Origin of the sequence: Corallococcus sp. 4LFB, from assembly GCF_046520365.1 — a bacterium.
Classification (GTDB): Bacteria; Myxococcota; Myxococcia; order Myxococcales; family Myxococcaceae; genus Corallococcus; species Corallococcus caeni.
In genome coordinates this window covers 1-16,708 of the sequence record NZ_JBKGHJ010000037.1, presented here as the reverse complement: position 1 = coordinate 16,708, position 16,708 = coordinate 1, and the positions used below count along the sequence as shown (strand labels likewise).

Genomic DNA, 16,708 nt, shown 5'->3' with positions numbered 1-16,708 from the left:
CGCTCACCGGCCGCCTTTGCGTTCGGCCTCCTGTGCCACGGCCTTGGCCCGGAAGTCCCGGGCGAACGCGGCGAAGCGGTCCTCGGCGATGGCGCGCCGCACCTGGGCCATCAGGTCCAGGAAGTAGTGGAGGTTGTGCAGGGTGTTGAGCCGCATCGCCAGGATTTCGCCCGCGGCGAAGAGGTGCCGCAGGTAGGACCGGCTGAACGTGCGGCAGGTGTAGCACGAGCACGCCGGGTCCACCGGGCGAGGGTCCCTGGCGTAGGCCGCGTTGCGGATGACCAGCTTGCCCTCCGAGGTGAAGAGCAGGCCGTTGCGCGCGCACCGCGTGGGCAGCACGCAGTCGAACATGTCCACGCCCTGCTCCACGCACGTCACCAGGTCCAGCGGCGTGCCCACGCCCATGAGGTAGCGCGGCTTGTCCCGGGGCAGGAGCGGCGCCGAGTACGCCACGCCCGCGTGCATCGCCTCCGGGGCCTCGCCCACGGAGTAGCCGCCCAGCGCGTAGCCGGGCAGGTCCACCGCGCAGATCTCCTCCGCGTGGCGCTTGCGCAGGTCCTCGTGGAGGCCGCCCTGCACGATGCCGAAGAGCGACGAGCGCTCGCGGCTCCACGCCTTCACGCACCGGTGCAGCCAGCGCGTGGTGCGCGCCAGGGACTTCTCCAGGTAGGCCCGGTCCTCGGTGGACGGGGGGCACTCGTCGAACGCCATGATGACGTCCGCGCCCAGCGTCTCCTGGATTTCGATGGAGCGCTCCGGCGACAGCGAGTGCCGCGACCCGTCCAGGTGCGACTGGAACGCGGCGCCCTCCTCCGTGATCTTGCGCTTCTCCGACAGGCTGAACACCTGGAAGCCGCCGCTGTCGGTGAGCATGGGCCGGTCCCAGGAGATGAAGCGGTGCAGGCCGCCCATCTCCCCGACGAGCGGCTCTCCGGGGCGGAGCATCAGGTGGTAGGTGTTGCCCAGGATGATCTGCGCGTCCAGGGTCTTCAGGTCGTCCGGGCCCACGCCCTTGACGCTGCCCACGGTGCCCACGGGCATGAAGATGGGCGTCTCGATGGGGCCATGCGGCGTGTGCAGCCGGCCGCGGCGCGCCTTCGTCCCGCTGGTGTCCTCGTGCAACAGCTCGAAGCGCACCAGCCCCGGGGGCACGCGGGTATCGCCCTTCTCGCCCTTTTGCCTGCCCTGCTCGTCGACCACGGCACTCACTCCTTCACCAACATGGCATCGCCGTAACTGAAGAACCGGTAGCCCGCGCGCACGGCCTCCTGGTACGCGGCGAGCGTGCGCTCGCGGCCCAGCAGCGCGCTCACCAGCATCACCAGCGTGGAGCGCGGCAGGTGGAAGTTCGTGAGGAGCACGTCCACCTGGCGGAAGACATAGCCGGGCCGGATGAACATCGCCGTCTCGCCGGGGCCGCTGCGCAGCCGGCCCGTCTCGGGGTCCGTGGCGGACTCCAGCGTGCGCACCACGGTGGTGCCCACGGCGACCACGCGGCGCCCTTCGGCCTTCGCGGCGTTCACGGCGGCGGCGGTGGCCTCCGGCACGGTGAAGCGCTCCGGGTGCATGTGGTGCTTGTCCAGCACCTCTTCACGCACGGGCAGGAAGGTGCCGGGCCCCACGTCGAGCGTCACCTCCGCGCGCTGGACACCCTTCGCCGCGAGCCTCGCGAAGACCTCCGGCGTGAAGTGCAGGCCGGCGGTGGGCGCGGCCACGGCGCCGGACGCGCGGGCGTACACGGTCTGGTAGCGCTCGGCGTCCGCGGCCTCGGGCTCGCGGGTGATGTACGGAGGCAGGGGCAGGCGGCCCGCCGCGTCCAGGAGGCTGGCGAGCGAGGTGCCCGGCGCCGCGTGGAAGCGCACCCGGTACTCCCCTCCCCCCAGGGCCTCCAGGACCTCGGCGGACAGCCCCCCGGCGAAGGTGACGGACTGGCCGGGCTTGAGCCCCTTGGACGCCTGCCCCAGGCGAGACCCACTCCAGGGACTCGGGCGCGCGCCGAGCGCGGCGGAGGTGAGCGTGGCCGCGGCGGCGGGCCGGACGACCAGCAACTCCACGCGGCCGCCGGTGCCGCTCTTCTGGCCCAGGAGGCGCGCGGGGATGACGCGCGCGTCGTTGAGGACGAGCAGGTCCCCCTCGCGCAGCAGGTCCACGAGGTCGGTGAAGTGCTGGTGGCTCCAGGCGCCGGTGGCGCGGCTGACGACCATCAGGCGCGACGCGTCCCGGTGGGGCAGCGGGGCCTGGGCGATCTGCGCCTCGGGGAGCTCGAAATCGTAGTCGGAGAGGAGGGACGACACGGGGTTGGCGCTTGTAGCAGCCCCCGCGCCCTCACGGAACCGGCGTGGGAGGTCAGTAGAGCTGCTGGAACTCGGCGCCCGGGTAGTAGTGGGAGAGGATCTCCCGGTACGTCTTGCCCTGGTCGGCGAAGGCCTTGGCGCCCCACTGGCACAGCCCCGCCCCGTGGCCGAAGCCACGCCCGGTGAACACGTAGTTCTTGCCAGAGGCTTCCACGTCGAAGTCCAGGCTCTTGAGGCGCATGTAGCCCAGCTTGCGGCGGAACTGCACGCCGTCCACCACGGTGCCATCCGCCAGCGTCACGCGCGTCACCCGGTGCGTGGGCGTGCGGCCGGTGACGCGCATGCCGTCCGGAGGGGACTTCAGCGCCTTGCGCAGCTCCGCTTCGGGGAGGGTCGCGGACCAGCGGCTGGCGGGCAGCTTGCCGCAGGGACAGTCGACGGGCTGCAGGTAAGGCAGGTTCCGCTGGAGGGCGTCCTGGCCGGACTCGGTGTGCCCACCGCAGGAGGCGTGGAAGTACGCCTCGATGGGGGCCAGGTCGTACGTGAGCACCTCGCCCCGCGTGGCCTCCACGGCGGCGCGCGTCTTGGCGTCCTCGCGGTTGACGCCGCCGTACACCTGGTGGAGCACGCTGCTGCCCATGTGGAAGGCGGCGCCGTAGGCATCGAGCTTCTTCTGCAGCGCGTACGTCCGCGCGGCCACGGCCTGGGCCTTGAGGGCCTCCAGGGGGAAGGACACGGGCATCTCGCTGCCGAGCACCGCCGCGAGGTAGTCCTCCAGGGGGATGACGTTGATGAGCTGGAGGCTGCTCTTGAAGAGGCGCACGACGACGTCGCCACGCACCTGCGCGCTGCCCGCCTTGAGGGGTTCGTTGCCGGGCCCCCCGCGTCGGTGGCCTCCAGGCCGCCCCGGAAGCGGATGGCATCCCCGATGACAGGCGCCCCGTTGATCTCCAGCCTGCCGTTGCGGCGGCGCACGGTGGCCTGCCCGCCGTTGATGGCGACGAAGGTGCCGTCCTCGGCATCGGGGCCGAAGCCCAGACCCCGGCCGCTCACGCGGACCTCGTCGCCGGGGTCGTCCATGGCAATGCGCATCGTCTCCACGGCGAATGCCCGCGACGACGCGAGCAGGAGCAGCAGCAGTGCCACACGTTGCAACATGGTCCAACAGTCTAGGGGCGGGGCGATCCGCCTCAAGAAATCAGCCGGAGCCGGGGGCACTCCCTCGGCCGGAGCCCGCGAAAACCCCAGGCGGATGCCGCAGAATGGAGCCCCGTGACCGCCTTCGTCCCTGATGCCGCCCGCCTCTCCCCCGAGGCCCTCGTCGCGGCCCTGCGCGAGCTGGAGCCCCGCACGGCCGCTGTGCTGGTCCGACGGCTCGTGGAGCGCCGGCCCCAGGCGGAGTGCGCGGCCTGGTACGGGATTTCAAGCGGCGCCTTCTCCGTGCTCCTGCTCCGTTCCGCGGAGGCCCTGGCCCATCAGCTGGACCTGCCCGCGAGGCCCCCCGGGAGCCAGGAGGAGGCCACCGCCTGGGAGCGCATGCTGGCCATGGCCGTGGAGAAGGACACCGCGCCCGTGCCGGTGGCGCTCGCCCCCGTGACCTGGCTGTGCCGGCGGATGCACGAGCTGGGACCTGAAGTGGAGGCCGGGCTGGCCCGGGCCGCCGAGGCCGACGCGAACTCACCCGCAAGGGCGCGGGAGGAATGGCTGCGCAAGCTGGCCGTGGCCGCGCTCCTGGCCCTGACCGCCTGGCTCTACTGGTCCCGGCCCCCAGAGCCCGAACCCCGCCCCGAGCGCCGCATGCGCTCCCCTGAGCGCCGCTGACTGGACGCGGCCCCGAGCGGACGCATATGGGTAGGCCCATGCGAGCGACCCGGTCATGGCTGGCCCTCCTCATCGCGGGAATCGCGCTGACGGGCTGCACGAAGCACGTGGACACCCGGGTGGCCGGGGACGACGACGCGGCGCTCGACGGCATGGAGGCCCGGCTCGACGAGCTCCGGGCCCGCGAGCAGGGAGACGACCTGACGTGCGCGCAGCAGTGCGACGTGTCCGCGAAGACGTGCGCCACGGCGGAGGACCTCTGCGGCCTCGTGGAGCAGCAGGCGGACCGGGACGACCTGCCGCCGCGCTGCGCCAGGGCGCGCGAGCAGTGCGCGGGCGCGGGTGACGGCTGCGCGCGGTGTCAGGCGCCCTGAAGAACCGCCCATGCGTCGCCTCTGACTCCGTGCCTATGATGGGCCGGATTGAGGAGCCTCCCCATGATGACCCGTCTCTCGTTGATGCTCGCTGCTTCGTCGCTCCTGCTGGCGGCTCCTGTCCTCGCGGAGGACGACGGCCTGACGCCGGAGAAGGTGGCGGCCATCCAGCGCGATGAGGCCGCGGCCCAGGCGAAGGTGGACGCCGACTACGGCAACCGGAAGCCGTCGGAGATGAGCAACGCCGAGCGCGGCCAGTCCATCCGCGACCAGCAGAAGGAAGCCGCCAAGGTCATGGAGAAGCACGGCGTCTCCGCGAAGGAGTTCGCCAACTTCACGGCCCGGATGACGCCCGACGACAACCAGCGCGTCGCCAACGAGGCCAAACGGCTGGACGACCAGGCCAAGGCGCAGAAGGAAGCCGAGGAGAAGAAGCGCAAGGGCGACGGCGAGGTCCACATCCAGCAGGGCTTCAGCGACGCGGACCCCGTGGAGCTGGAGGCCGCGGAGGGCGCGGAGCCCACCGTCGACGTCGACAGCAGCCTGGACAGCAGTGCGTCGGGTGCGCCGGTCGTGGACATTGGCTCCAGGGCCGGCGCGGTGAAGAAGTCCTTCACCCGGAAGTCGTCCAAGTCCTCACGCCGCCGCAGGTAGTCCCGCCGCGGCACCGGACCACCGGCGGGGCCGTCAGCGGCCCTGGGAGGCCAGCTCCCGCGACCGCGCCTGCCACACCTCGTCGTACGGGCAGGAGCAGTCGGTCTCCTCCGGCTCCGGGTAGGCGTACGTCTGGCCCTTGTAGTTGCGGAACAGGGTCTCGCGCTCGCCCCGCTCGATGACGTAGTCCGGCTGGAGGGTGACCTTCCCTCCCCCACCCGGCAGGTCCACCGCGAGGTGCGGCACCGCGAGCCCGCTGGTGTGACCGCGAAGCTGCTGGAGGATCTCCAGCCCCTTGGCGATGGGCGTGCGCAGGTGCTCGCACCCTTCGGCCACGTCCATCTGGTGCAGGTAGTACGGCCGCACGCGGCTGCGCAGGAGCACGTGCGACAGCTCCTTGATGATGCGCGCCTCCGAGTTGAGCTGCCGCATCAGCACCGCCTGGTTCTCCACCGGCACGCCATGGTCCACCAGCCGCTCGCACGCCTCACGCGCCTCGGGCGTCACTTCCTTCGGGTGGTTGAAGTGGGTGATGACGTAGACGGGCGCGTACCGGCGCAGCAGGCGCGCCAGCGAGTCCGTGACGCGCATGGGCAGCACCACCGGCACGCGCGTCCCGATGCGGATCATCTCCACGTGGGGAATCTCGCTCAGCGGCGCGAGCAGCGACTCCAGCCGCTCCTCGCTCAGCAGGAACGGATCGCCTCCGGAGATGAGCACGTCGCGCACCTCCGGGTGGCTGCGCACGTAGTCGATGCCCCGGCGCATCTGGTCCTTGGTGAGCTCCGCCTCGCCGCCCTTGGTGATGCGCCGCCGCGTGCAGTGGCGGCAGTAGACCGAGCACGTATCCAGGGCCAGGAACAGCACCCGGTCCGGATACTTGTGGACGATGCACTCCTCCGGGCGCGTCTTGTCCTCGCCGAGCGGATCCTCCAGCTCCCCGGGCCGCACCCGGGCCTCCGCGCGCACCGGGATGGACTGCATGCGCACCGGGCACGACGCGTGCTCCGGGTCGATGAGCGACAGGTAGTACGGGCTGATGCCAATCCGGAACAGCGAGGACGTCTCCTGCACCCCGGCGCGCTCCTCCGGGGTCAGGCGCACGTAGCGCTCCAGCTGCTCCAGGTTGCGCACCGAGTGACGCTGCTGCCAGCGCCAGTCCGTCCACTCCGCGTCGGTCGCGGACGGGAACAACCGGGCCCGTCCCTCGGCACTGAGCGAGGGACGGGGGGACGACCTGGGCGCCGTCCCGACCGCGGAGGAATCCATCACGCCGCCTTGGGCTGATCCCGCCACCACGCCTGGCCGGACTCCGGCAGCGTGTCGATGGGATCGAAGTACTCGTACTTCCGCTCGAGCGCGCCGGGGTCGTTCGCCTCCACGCTCGTGCGGTAGTTCTTGGTCCAGTAGGAGATGCCGCGCTCGCGGTCGTACTCCGCCACCTGGTGGATCCACCGCTTCCCCACGAACGGCACGTCACAGACGATGCGCGGCGTGGCGAAGCCCGGCATGTAGCCCATGATGTCGTGCTGGAGCTTCTGCGCCTGCGCCACCGACAGCCGCCAGTGCTCGCTGTTGGGGATCATGTCGCACATGTAGAAGTAGTACGGCAGGATCTTCGCGTGGTCGAGCAGCGTGAAGCACAGGTCCAGGAGCGCCTTGGGGCTGTCGTTCACCCCGCGCAGGAGCACCCCCTGGTTGCGCACGTCGCGGAAGCCCATGTCGAGCAGCTTGCGCACCGCCTTGCCCACGAGCGGCGTGAGCTGCTGCGCGTGGTTCACGTGCGTGTGCAGCGCCAGGTCCACGCCGCGCTCCACGGCCTTCTTCGCCAGCCGGTCCAGCCCCGCCAGCACGCTGTCCTGGAGGAAGTGCTGCGGCAGCGCCATGAGCCCCTTGGACGCCAGGCGGATGTCGCGGATGTTCGGGATGTCCATCAGCGCGCTGACGAACGGCTCCAGCGCCTGGATGGGCAGGTTCGCGATGTCGCCGCCGGACACCACCACGTCGCGCACGGTGGGCGTGCGGCGCAGGTAGTCCAGCATCTGCTCGTAGCGCTCCTTCTGCCCCGTCGCGAACTTGTGCTTGGACACCTGCGGGACGTCGTTGCCCACCAGGTCCATGCGCGTGCAGTGGCCGCAGTACTGCGGGCACGTGGGCAGCATCTCCGCCAGCACCTTCGTCGGATAGCGGTGCGTCAGGCCCTCGACGACCCACATGTCCGCCTCGTGGAGGCTGTCACGGCTGGCGCGCGGGTGGTTGGGCCAGTCCGTGCGGCGGTCGGCGAGCGCCGGCAGCATGTACCTGCGGACCGGGTCGCTCCACAGGTCCTCCAGGTTCATGGTGTTGAGCATCTGGGGCGGGACGAGGATGGACATCGTCGCCCGCTCCTTCTGGTCCAGCTCCATGTTCGCGGCCAGGTCGTCCGGCAGCAGCTCCCCGAGCGTCGCCTTCAGCTCGCGCAGGTTCTTCACGGTGTGCTTGCGCTGCCACACCGAACTCTCCCACTCCGCCGCGGTGACGTCCTTGAAGCCCGGGATGCGCCGCCAGTCGGGCTCCACGAACTCCTTGCGAAGGGGATAGGTGAACGGCTGCTGCGCGGGGCCAGCGTCGGGCTTGCCTCGAGTGGACGTCGTGCTCATGAACACATCACCTCAACGAAAGGAGCGTCGTGGGCGAGGCGTCATAGCCTGCCCCCCGACATCCCTGCTGAACAATCGCCAGAGGCTCAAGATGCCCCATGGCGCAGTGCGTCCGTTCACTCCACCTTGACGTTGATGAGCTTGGCCACGGACTCCGTGTCGATGACCACGGTCTGCGTCTTGCTCGACTTGCCGTTGAGCTTGAAGACGACCTTGCGCTTGCCCACCGGCAGCGTCAGCGGATTGCCGAGCGGCACGGGGCTCACGCGCCCCGTGTTCTTCCCATCCACCCAGATCTGGGCGCCCGCCGGAGACGTGCTGCAGGCGAACTTGCCCATCGCGGCGGCGGGCCTCGGCTGAGGAGGCTTCGGCTGGGGCTTCGGGGCCGGGTTCGCGACGACCGGCGGCTTCGGCTTCGGCGGAGTGGGCTTCGGCTCGGGCGGTGGAGCCTCGGCCACCATGTCCACGGGGACGCGCACCTCGGCGTCCCCCTTGGACGTGAAGTCGCCGGAGAACGGCTTGTAGCCCGCGCGCTTCGCCGTGAACGTGTACTTCTTGCCCATCTCCAGGTCGCCGAGCTTCGCCCCGGGCAGCTTGCCCAGGGACTTGCCGTCGACGGTGATCTCCGCGCCCTCCTGGCCTTCGAACAGGGCCGTGAACGTCTTGGGCGCGGGCGGCTCGACGGGCGCCTCCGGCGTCGTGTTCTCGACCACTGGCGTCGTCGGAGGCGGGGCCGTGGGCTCCGCCGGCTTGGGAGGCGGCGCATCCGCCTTCAGGCTGAGGAGGATGGGGGCCGCCGCCTGTCCGGCGGTGACCTCGATCTGCTGCGTCACGGCCTGATAGCCCGGAGCGGACGCGGTCACGTTGTGAAGGCCCGCGGAGAGTTCGATGACCTGGTTGGCGTTCACGGCCTCCCCGTCCACGAGGACCGTGGCGCCCACGGGCGCGACGAAGTTCACGGAGCCCGTGGACGCGCCACGCACCGCGAAGATCACGCCCACGAGGAGGAGCAGGGCCACGCCCGCGGCCACGCCGATGATGGCGGGCTTGGGCAGCGGCTTCTTCGGCCCGGAGGGTGCCTTGGCCTTGGCCTTGGACTCGACCCTCGCGGCCGGGGCCGGCTTCGCCATCCTGGAAGCCTTCTGGGGGATGGTCGCCGGGCCGTCGGCCTCGTCGTCGTAGGGCGGCTCCTCGCCATCCTGCCCCTCGTCTCCGTAGTCCTCCTGGCCGTCGCGCTCGAACTCATCGCCTTGTTCGTCGTAGGCGCCTTCCGGGTCCTCTGCCTCGGCCGCCTGGGAGCGCAGGCCGTTGTGGCGCGCGCCCACGGGGAGGGTGATGTTGCCCGTGGTCTCCTCTTCCTCGGGATCCAGCACCGGGGCGGCCGAGCCCCCCCGGGAGCGGGAAGGCGGCGCCGTCGGCGCAGGACCAATCATCGTCGCGCCCGCGTAGGCCTCACCGCCCTCGTCCCCGATGATGACCTGGGACTTGGGACCGCTCTTGCCCTTGCCGCCTCTCCCGTCGTCCTGAGCGAAGGGAGAAGCGCTGGTGTGGTGCCCGGCCCGGTCGATGGGGTTCTCCGAACGGCCGGTGATGCTGTCATCCACGACGACGCTGCTGTCGGCGATCCGCGTCTCCGGGGCGCGGAACGTGTGCGTGGAGTCCACGATCTGCGTCTTGTCCGCGGCGCCATCCATCTCCGCCAGCTCCTCGTCGGTGGGCGGCGGGATGTAGCCAGGCGCGGGCTGGGCGGGCGCAGTGGAGGCGCGCCCCACGGGCGAGCCAGAAGGCGACGACGAGGGAGACTTCTTCTGCGCGGTCGCGCGAGGCGCCGCGGCCGGGGGCGGAACCGTCACGCCCGAGTGCTCGATCTGGTCCGGGCGCTCGACGGAGGCATAGCGCTCCATCTTCTCCGCCTCGCGGAGCATGTCCTCGGCGAACGCCTCCTTCATGAAGCCGGACAGGTGCTTCGACGAGTAGATGGCGTCCCCCGCGAGGAGGAAGCGCATCAGGTCCTCCTGCAGGTCCGACGCCCACTGGTAGCGGTCCTCGGGCTCGCGCGCGAGCGCCTTGAGGACGACCTTCTCCAGGCCCGCGGAGATGTTCGGATTGAACTCGCGCGGCAGCGGGATGTCCGCGTTGCGAACCTTCTCCAGCGTGGAGAAGTCCGACTCGCCCACGAAGAGCTTCTCGCCCGTGAGCATCTCGTAGAGCAGCACGCCGACCGCGAAGATGTCGCTGCGCCGGTCGATGGGCATGCCCCGGACCTGCTCCGGGCTCATGTAGCCGAACTTCCCCTTGAGGATGCCGGCCTGCGTCTTCTGCGAGCGGTTGGCGGCCTTGGCGATGCCAAAGTCGATGATCTTCACCTCGCCTTCGTACGAGACGAGGATGTTCTGCGGAGACACGTCGCGGTGGATGATGTGCAGGTCCTGGCCGCGCGCGTCCTTCTTGCGGTGGGCGTAGTCCAGGCCCTCGCACATCTTGGAGACGATGAACACCGCCTGTGCGGTGGGCATGATCTCCTTGCGGCGACGGTAGCGCTCCAGGAGCGTGCGGACGTCACGGCCCGCCACGTACTCCATGGCGATGAAGTACGTGTCCTCGTGCTTCCCGAGCTCGTGGATGTGCACGATGTTGGCGTGGTTCAGCTGAACGCTGATCCGCGCCTCGTCGATGAACATCGTGATGAACTCGTCATCCTCCGCCATCGTCGGAAGAATCTTCTTGATGGCGAGGATGCGCTCGAAGCCTTCGACGCCAAAGGCCTTCGCAATGAAGACCTCGGCCATGCCGCCGACGTTGATGCGCTCGAGGAGCAGGTACTTCCCAAAGAAGGTCGGCTTCTTCATCTCGCGGGGCTGCCCGGCGCCGGCGAGTACGGACCGCGGCAGGCGGTGCGCAGACCGGGGGGAGCAGTGACTCTAGATCCAGCGGCAACGGCGGTCAAACATCCAAGATGAAGCGATTCCCCAAGGAATCCGAGAACTTGGCGTCTCCTTGCCCCAGCACTGACCCACCCGCCTCCCCAAGTCGCCCCAGGGCCCCCACCGCGGGCACAGGGCCACCGTCCACCAGGCCGGTTCAACCCTCGGTCCTGCGGGTGGAATGAGCCTCCAGCGAGCGCGGCTCAGCGCTCGAGCCAGAGGGGCGGCGGGGAGAAGCGAAGCCCGCAAAGACAAAGCCCCTGGCGCCTTGCGGCACCAGGGGCTTTCAAAAAGAATCCGGCAGCGACCTACTCTCCCACGCGGTTTCCCGCGGAGTACCATCGGCTCTGGAGGGCTTAACTTCCGTGTTCGGGATGGGAACGGGTGTGACCCCTCCGACATTGCCACCGGAAAAGCGAATGACGGTGCATACGAAGGGTAAGTTGCAGGTTTCTGCGTGAATGAAGCCTCTTCGAGAAGTCAAAGAAGCAATTGAGAATAGCTGATGTCTTCCGGGCGGACGCACATAGTGGCGTCCTGGCCTCGGCCTTGGCCCCGAGTCCCTTACTCCCCGCGTGGGGGCATGCGAAGAGAAGGGGGGAAGTAAGCCGCTCGACTTATTAGTACTGGTTAGCTTAACGCGTTACCGCGCTTACACACCCAGCCTATCAACGTGGTAGTCTTCCACGAGTCTTCAGGGGCTTGCGCCCGGGATACCTGGTCTTGAGGTCGGTTTCCCGCTTAGATGCTTTCAGCGGTTATCCAATCGGCACATGGCTACCCAGCGATGCCTCTGGCGAGACAACTGGTACACCAGCGGTGCCTCCAACCCGGTCCTCTCGTACTAAGGTCAGAGCCTCTCAAGTATCCTACGCCCACAGCAGATAGGGACCAAACTGTCTCACGACGTTTTGAACCCAGCTCGCGTACCGCTTTAATTGGCGAACAGCCAAACCCTTGGGACCTGCTCCAGCCCCAGGATGCGATGAGCCGACATCGAGGTGCCAAACCTCCCCGTCGATGTGAACTCTTGGGGGAGATAAGCCTGTTATCCCCGGAGTACCTTTTATCCGTTGAGCGATGGCCCTTCCATTCAGGACCACCGGATCACTATGACCTGCTTTCGCACCTGCTCGACCTGTCGGTCTCGCAGTCAAGCTCCCTTATGCCATTGCACTCGCCGCCCGGTTTCCAATCGGGCTGAGGGAACCATCGCGCGCCTCCGTTACTTTTTGGGAGGCGACCGCCCCAGTCAAACTACCCACCAGACAGTGTCCCAGTCCCGGCTGACGAGACGTGGTTAGACACCAGAAATCAACAGGGTGGTATTTCACCGTTGCCTCCACCGAACCTAGCGGCCCGGCTTCAAAGGCTCCCACCTATCCTACACAGTCAATCCCTAGTGTCACTGTCAAGTTGTAGTAAAGGTTCACGGGGTCTTTCCGTCTTGCTGCGGGTAAACTGCATCGGCACAGCTATTTCAATTTCGCTGAGTCCCTCTCCGAGACAGTGCGGAAGTCGTTACTCCATTCGTGCAGGTCGGAACTTACCCGACAAGGAATTTCGCTACCTTAGGACCGTTATAGTTACGGCCGCCGTTTACTGGGGCTTCGGATCATCGCTTCGCCTTGCGGCTGACGAATCCCCTTAACCTTCCAGCACCGGGCAGGAGTCAGACCCTATACGTCGGCTTGTCGCCTTCGCAGAGTCCTGTGTTTTTGGTAAACAGTCGCTACCGCCATTTCTCTGCAACCTCTCTCGGCTTCGGCTGTACGCCTACACCTACCAGAGGCCCACCTTCTTCCGAAGTTACGGTGGAAATTTGCCTAGTTCCTTGGAGGAGAGTTCTCTCAAGCGCCTTAGGATTTTCTCCTCACCCACCTGTGTCGGTTTGCGGTACGGACACCCTGCAGACTCCCTGCGGGACTTTTCTTGGAAGCCGAGCATCAGCGACTTACCCCTTGCGGGGCGCCATGGGGTCTCGGGGATGACTGCCGCGCCTTTATTCGTACGCGACACCCCTACGCCTTTAGACTGACACAACCACCGGTCAGCTCGCCTAGCTTTCTCCGTCCTCCCTCAGTTCAACGTCTGCAAGATGGCGCAGGAATATTAACCTGCTTGCCATCACCTACGCCTTTCGGCCTCGGCTTAGGACCCGGCTAACCCTGGGAAGATTAACTTGACCCAGGAAACCTTGGGTTTACGGCGAGGGGGTTTCTCACCCCCTTTATCGCTACTCATTTCGGCATCAGCACTCCCAGTCGCTCCAGCAGCCTTTTCAGTCTACCTTCGCTGCAACTGGGACGCTCCCCTACCGCCATACGCGCCTGACGCGCATGACCCGAAGCTTCGGCACTAGTCTTGAGCCCCGTTACATTTTCGGCGCGGCCTGTCTTGACCAGTGAGCTATTACGCTTTCTTTAAAGGATGGCTGCTTCTAAGCCAACCTCCTGGTTGTCAATGACCTGCCACATCCTTTCTAGTGTTCACTTAGACTAGATTTGGGGGCCTTAGCTGTCGGTCTGGGTTATTCCCCTCTTGCCAATGGACGTTATCACCCACTGACTGCGTCCCGGGATAACAATTGCCGGCATTCGGAGTTTGGTACGGTTTGGTAATCTGGTGAGACCCCTAGCCGTTCCAGTGCTCTACCTCCGGCATTGAATTGCCCGAGCCGATACCTAAATATCTTTCGGGGAGAACCAGCTATCACGGAGTTTGATTGGCCTTTCACCCCTACACACAGCTCATCCCAGAAATTTTCAACTTTCATGAGTTCGGTCCTCCATGCGGTGTTACCCGCACTTCAACCTGGCCATGTGTAGATCACCCCGCTTCGGGTTATAATACACGCAACTTAGCGCCCTATTCGGACTCGCTTTCGCTCCGGCTCCACCTATCGGCTTAGCCTCGCTACGTATATTAAGTCGCCGAATCATGATGCAAAAGGTACGCTCTCGCACTGGCTTGCGCCGTAGTGCTCGAACTGCTTGTAGACATGCGGTTTCAGGTTCTTTTGACTCCCCTCACCGGGGTTCTTTTCACCTTTCCCTCGCGGTACTTGTTCACTATCGGTCGCCAAGGAGTATTTAGGCTTACCGGATGGTCCCGGCAGATTCAGACAGGATTGCACGTGTCCCGTCTTACTTGGGTAACCCGCTCAGCTCCAACTGGCTTTCGTGTACGCGACTATCACGCTCTTTGGTGCGTCTTTCCAGGACGCTTCCACTAGCCTGTCAAAGTCCTACCGCGGACCCGCTACCCCACCGCCATTTGCATGACGTTGGTTTGGCCTCTTCCCATTTCGCTCGCCACTACTTTGGGAATCACTCATTGTTTTCTCTTCCTCAGGGTACTGAGATGTTTCACTTCCCCTGGTTTGCTCTGCAAACCTATGGATTCAGTTTGCAGTAACGCAGCTATTCGCCGCGCTGGGTTTCCCCATTCGGACATCTCCGGATCAACGTTTGGTTGGCAACTCCCCGAAGCTTTTCGCAGCCACCCACGTCCTTCATCGCCTCTTGGCACCTAGGCATCCACCGCACGCCCTTAGTAGCTTACTTGCCCTGATCTCTTGTCGTCACGCCCGCCTCCCGGCGGATTGTCGAAACTCGTGACCAAGGCCCAGACCCCTGCTCTTCGCAGCAGGCCCGGAAGACTTCATTACTTGCTGTTCTCTTACTGCTTCTTCTTGTGTGGGAGACTTCGCTTTTGCCTCCCCCAGCTGCCTCGCGGCGCCAGGTGAAGCTCATGGCGAAGTCGGCACTTCTGTTGAGAACTTCACTCAGCAGAAATTGCAACTTACCCTTCGTATGCACTTGTCAAAGAACGTCCCTGCTTGGAAGCAGGTAACTTGTGGAGCTGATCGGGTTCGAACCGACGACATCCAGCTTGCAAAGCTGGCGCTCTCCCAGCTGAGCTACAGCCCCGACTCTCGCGTCGGCTTTCCCATTCGCGTCCCTCCAGTGAGGGAGAATGGTGGGCCTAGGTGGACTTGAACCACCGACCTCGCGCTTATCAGGCGCGCGCTCTAGCCAGCTGAGCTATAGGCCCAGGGGGGCTAAAGCATCGGCGAACCCTACAGCGTCCTTCATTCTCAAAGAGCCGAGCCACCTTCGCTCGGTCCTTCAAAACCAAACAGCAAGCCCGAAGTTCATAATGGATTGTTTACCGGAAACATTGACCTAGTTAGACCTGACAGCCGTTAAGGCTGCTGGTGTTGCCTACTCTCCCGAAGGATGAGTCCAACACCCGGTCTCCTTAGAAAGGAGGTGATCCAGCCGCAGGTTCCCCTACGGCTACCTTGTTACGACTTCACCCCAGTTACCGAGCACTCCTTGGGCACCTCTTGGTGAGGTGACTTCTGGAGCAATCGACTCCCATGGTGTGACGGGCGGTGTGTACAAGGCCCGGGAACGTATTCACCGCAGCGTGCTGATCTGCGATTACTAGCGATTCCGCCTTCATGGAGTCGAGTTGCAGACTCCAATCTGAACTGAGACCGGTTTTCTGCGATTAGCTCCCCCTCGCGGGTTTGCAGCGCTCTGTACCGGCCATTGTAGCACGTGTGTAGCCCTGGTCATAAAGGCCATGAGGACTTGACGTCATCCCCACCTTCCTCCGGTTTAACACCGGCAGTCCCTCTAGAGATCCACTTGCGTGGCAACTAAAGGCGAGGGTTGCGCTCGTTGCGGGACTTAACCCAACATCTCACGACACGAGCTGACGACAGCCATGCAGCACCTGTCTCTCGGTTCCCTTGCGGGCACTCCCTCATCTCTGAAGGATTCCGAGGATGTCAAGACCAGGTAAGGTTCTGCGCGTTGCGTCGAATTAAACCACATGCTCCACCGCTTGTGCGGGCCCCCGTCAATTCCTTTGAGTTTTAGTCTTGCGACCGTACTTCCCAGGCGGAGAACTTAATGCGTTAGCTACGGCACCGCGGGGGTCAACTCCCACGACACCTAGTTCTCATCGTTTACGGCGTGGACTACCAGGGTATCTAATCCTGTTTGCTACCCACGCTTTCGCGTCTCAGCGTCAGTTACCGTCCAGGTGGCCGCCTTCGCCACCGGTGTTCCTCCCCATATCTACGAATTTCACCTCTACTTGGGGAATTCCGCCACCCTCTCCGGCACTCAAGCTCTGCAGTTTCGGGCGCACTTCCTCAGTTGAGCTGAGGGCTTTCACACCCGACTTGCAAAGCCGCCTACACGCGCTTTACGCCCAATAATTCCGAACAACGCTTGCACCCTCTGTATTACCGCGGCTGCTGGCACAGAGTTAGCCGGTGCTTCTTCTCCCGGTACCGTCAAGCCGAAGGATGTTAGCCTTCGGGTTTTCGTCCCGGTCGAAAGTGCTTTACAATCCAAAGACCTTCATCACACACGCGGCGTTGCTGCGTCAGGCTTTCGCCCATTGCGCAAAATTCCCCACTGCTGCCTCCCGTAGGAGTCTGGACCGTGTCTCAGTTCCAGTGTGGCTGATCGTCCTCTCAGACCAGCTACCCGTCGTTGCCTTGGTGGGCCATTACCCCGCCAACTAGCTGATGGGCCGCGGACTCATCTGGTTGTGATAGCTTGTATACAGAGGCCACCTTTTCCCTCAGTCTCCGAAGAGACCGTGGGCTTATCCGGTATTAGCCAATCTTTCGACTGGTTATCCCAGGCATCCAGGCAGATTATCCACGTGTTACGCACCCGTGCGCCGCTCTACTAAGGGTTGCCCCTATTCGCGCTCGACTTGCATGTGTTAGGCACGCCGCCAGCGTTCGTTCTGAGCCAGGATCAAACTCTCCAATTGTATTCTTGGTTTGCTTGAACCGGCGTTCCCCGAGACCCGGCTAAGGAGTCTCGGCTCGCTGATTCGTCGGCACTTCCCTCTCGCTGCGCTTTTCAGCGCTGCTCTTGAGGTGAAGATGCCCTCAAAAAATTGACTGCGGGTTTCCGCAATCCATTACTGCTTGGGCTTGCTATTTGGTTTTCAAAGACCGAGCCGCT

Annotated in this window: 9 protein-coding genes, 2 tRNA genes and 3 rRNA genes; 3 read left to right on the top strand and 11 right to left on the bottom strand. The window is 65.4% G+C overall.

The annotated features are described in order from the left end of the window. Positions 1-3: 3 nt before the first annotated feature. From tgt to ACLEQD_RS06655, 3 genes are read right to left on the bottom strand one after another with little or no spacing between them, the layout of a single operon-like run. Positions 4-1,200 (bottom strand): tRNA guanosine(34) transglycosylase Tgt, encoded by a 1,197-nt coding sequence (gene tgt / locus ACLEQD_RS06665; RefSeq protein ID WP_410382633.1) that lies wholly within the window; start codon positions 1,198-1,200, stop codon positions 4-6. 5 nt (positions 1,201-1,205) lie between these two features. Next, entirely contained in the window at positions 1,206-2,294 is a 1,089-nt protein-coding gene (queA, locus tag ACLEQD_RS06660; RefSeq protein ID WP_410382631.1) for a tRNA preQ1(34) S-adenosylmethionine ribosyltransferase-isomerase QueA, read from the bottom strand. 52 nt (positions 2,295-2,346) lie between these two features. Beyond that, a complete protein-coding gene (locus ACLEQD_RS06655) occupies positions 2,347-3,135 on the bottom strand; it encodes a SpoIID/LytB domain-containing protein (protein ID WP_410382629.1) in 789 nt (262 codons plus the stop codon). A gap of 431 nt (positions 3,136-3,566) precedes the next feature. On the opposite strand from ACLEQD_RS06655, the gene ACLEQD_RS06650 reads away from it, so the two are divergent. The 3 genes from ACLEQD_RS06650 to ACLEQD_RS06640 all read left to right on the top strand — a co-directional run bounded on the left by ACLEQD_RS06650 (position 3,567) and on the right by ACLEQD_RS06640 (position 5,143). Next, positions 3,567-4,115, top strand: coding sequence for a hypothetical protein (locus ACLEQD_RS06650; RefSeq protein ID WP_410382627.1), 549 nt, complete (start codon positions 3,567-3,569; stop codon positions 4,113-4,115). Positions 4,116-4,153: 38 nt separating this feature from the next. After that, positions 4,154-4,489, top strand: coding sequence for a hypothetical protein (locus ACLEQD_RS06645; RefSeq protein WP_410382625.1), 336 nt, complete (start codon positions 4,154-4,156; stop codon positions 4,487-4,489). Between the two features lie 63 nt (positions 4,490-4,552). Beyond that, entirely contained in the window at positions 4,553-5,143 is a 591-nt protein-coding gene (locus tag ACLEQD_RS06640; RefSeq protein WP_410382623.1) for a hypothetical protein, read from the top strand. A gap of 33 nt (positions 5,144-5,176) precedes the next feature. Here the strand turns inward: ACLEQD_RS06640 and ACLEQD_RS06635 are convergent, their stop codons facing one another. The 8 genes from ACLEQD_RS06635 to ACLEQD_RS06600 form a co-directional block, all read right to left on the bottom strand. Beyond that, the gene (locus ACLEQD_RS06635; RefSeq protein ID WP_410382621.1) at positions 5,177-6,412 is read right to left on the bottom strand and encodes a KamA family radical SAM protein; all 1,236 of its coding nucleotides are present in this window, start codon (positions 6,410-6,412) and stop codon (positions 5,177-5,179) included. Beyond that, positions 6,412-7,782 carry a KamA family radical SAM protein gene (locus tag ACLEQD_RS06630; protein ID WP_410382619.1) on the bottom strand — a complete coding sequence of 457 codons (1,371 nt, stop codon included), beginning with the start codon at positions 7,780-7,782 and terminating at the stop codon, positions 6,412-6,414. The genes ACLEQD_RS06635 and ACLEQD_RS06630 overlap by 1 nt, the downstream gene beginning before the upstream one ends. Before the next feature lie 116 nt (positions 7,783-7,898). Beyond that, entirely contained in the window at positions 7,899-10,631 is a 2,733-nt protein-coding gene (locus tag ACLEQD_RS06625) for a protein kinase domain-containing protein (protein WP_410382617.1), read from the bottom strand. Positions 10,632-11,001: 370 nt separating this feature from the next. Then, positions 11,002-11,118, bottom strand: a 5S ribosomal RNA gene (gene rrf / locus ACLEQD_RS06620). Positions 11,119-11,305: 187 nt separating this feature from the next. Then, positions 11,306-14,272: ribosomal RNA gene (locus ACLEQD_RS06615) — 23S ribosomal RNA — on the bottom strand. Positions 14,273-14,565: 293 nt separating this feature from the next. Beyond that, a tRNA-Ala gene (locus ACLEQD_RS06610) sits at positions 14,566-14,638 on the bottom strand. 47 nt (positions 14,639-14,685) lie between these two features. Next, positions 14,686-14,762 (bottom strand) — tRNA-Ile (locus ACLEQD_RS06605). A gap of 211 nt (positions 14,763-14,973) precedes the next feature. Further along, positions 14,974-16,511: ribosomal RNA gene (locus ACLEQD_RS06600) — 16S ribosomal RNA — on the bottom strand. Together the 16S, 23S and 5S rRNA genes with 2 tRNA genes alongside form the textbook arrangement of a ribosomal RNA operon. Between the last annotated feature and the right edge of the window lie 197 nt (positions 16,512-16,708).

What these genes read in the sequence shown, in the direction of transcription:
- ACLEQD_RS06645 (WP_410382625.1), top strand. Translation starts at nt 4,154, where the DNA reads ATGCGAGCGACCCGGTCATGGCTGGCCCTCCTCATCGCGGGAATCGCG.
- ACLEQD_RS06640 (WP_410382623.1), top strand. Translation starts at nt 4,553, where the DNA reads ATGATGACCCGTCTCTCGTTGATGCTCGCTGCTTCGTCGCTCCTGCTG.
- ACLEQD_RS06635 (WP_410382621.1), bottom strand. Translation starts at nt 6,412, where the DNA reads ATGGATTCCTCCGCGGTCGGGACGGCGCCCAGGTCGTCCCCCCGTCCC.
- ACLEQD_RS06630 (WP_410382619.1), bottom strand. Translation starts at nt 7,782, where the DNA reads ATGAGCACGACGTCCACTCGAGGCAAGCCCGACGCTGGCCCCGCGCAG.
- ACLEQD_RS06625 (WP_410382617.1), bottom strand. Translation starts at nt 10,631, where the DNA reads ATGAAGAAGCCGACCTTCTTTGGGAAGTACCTGCTCCTCGAGCGCATC.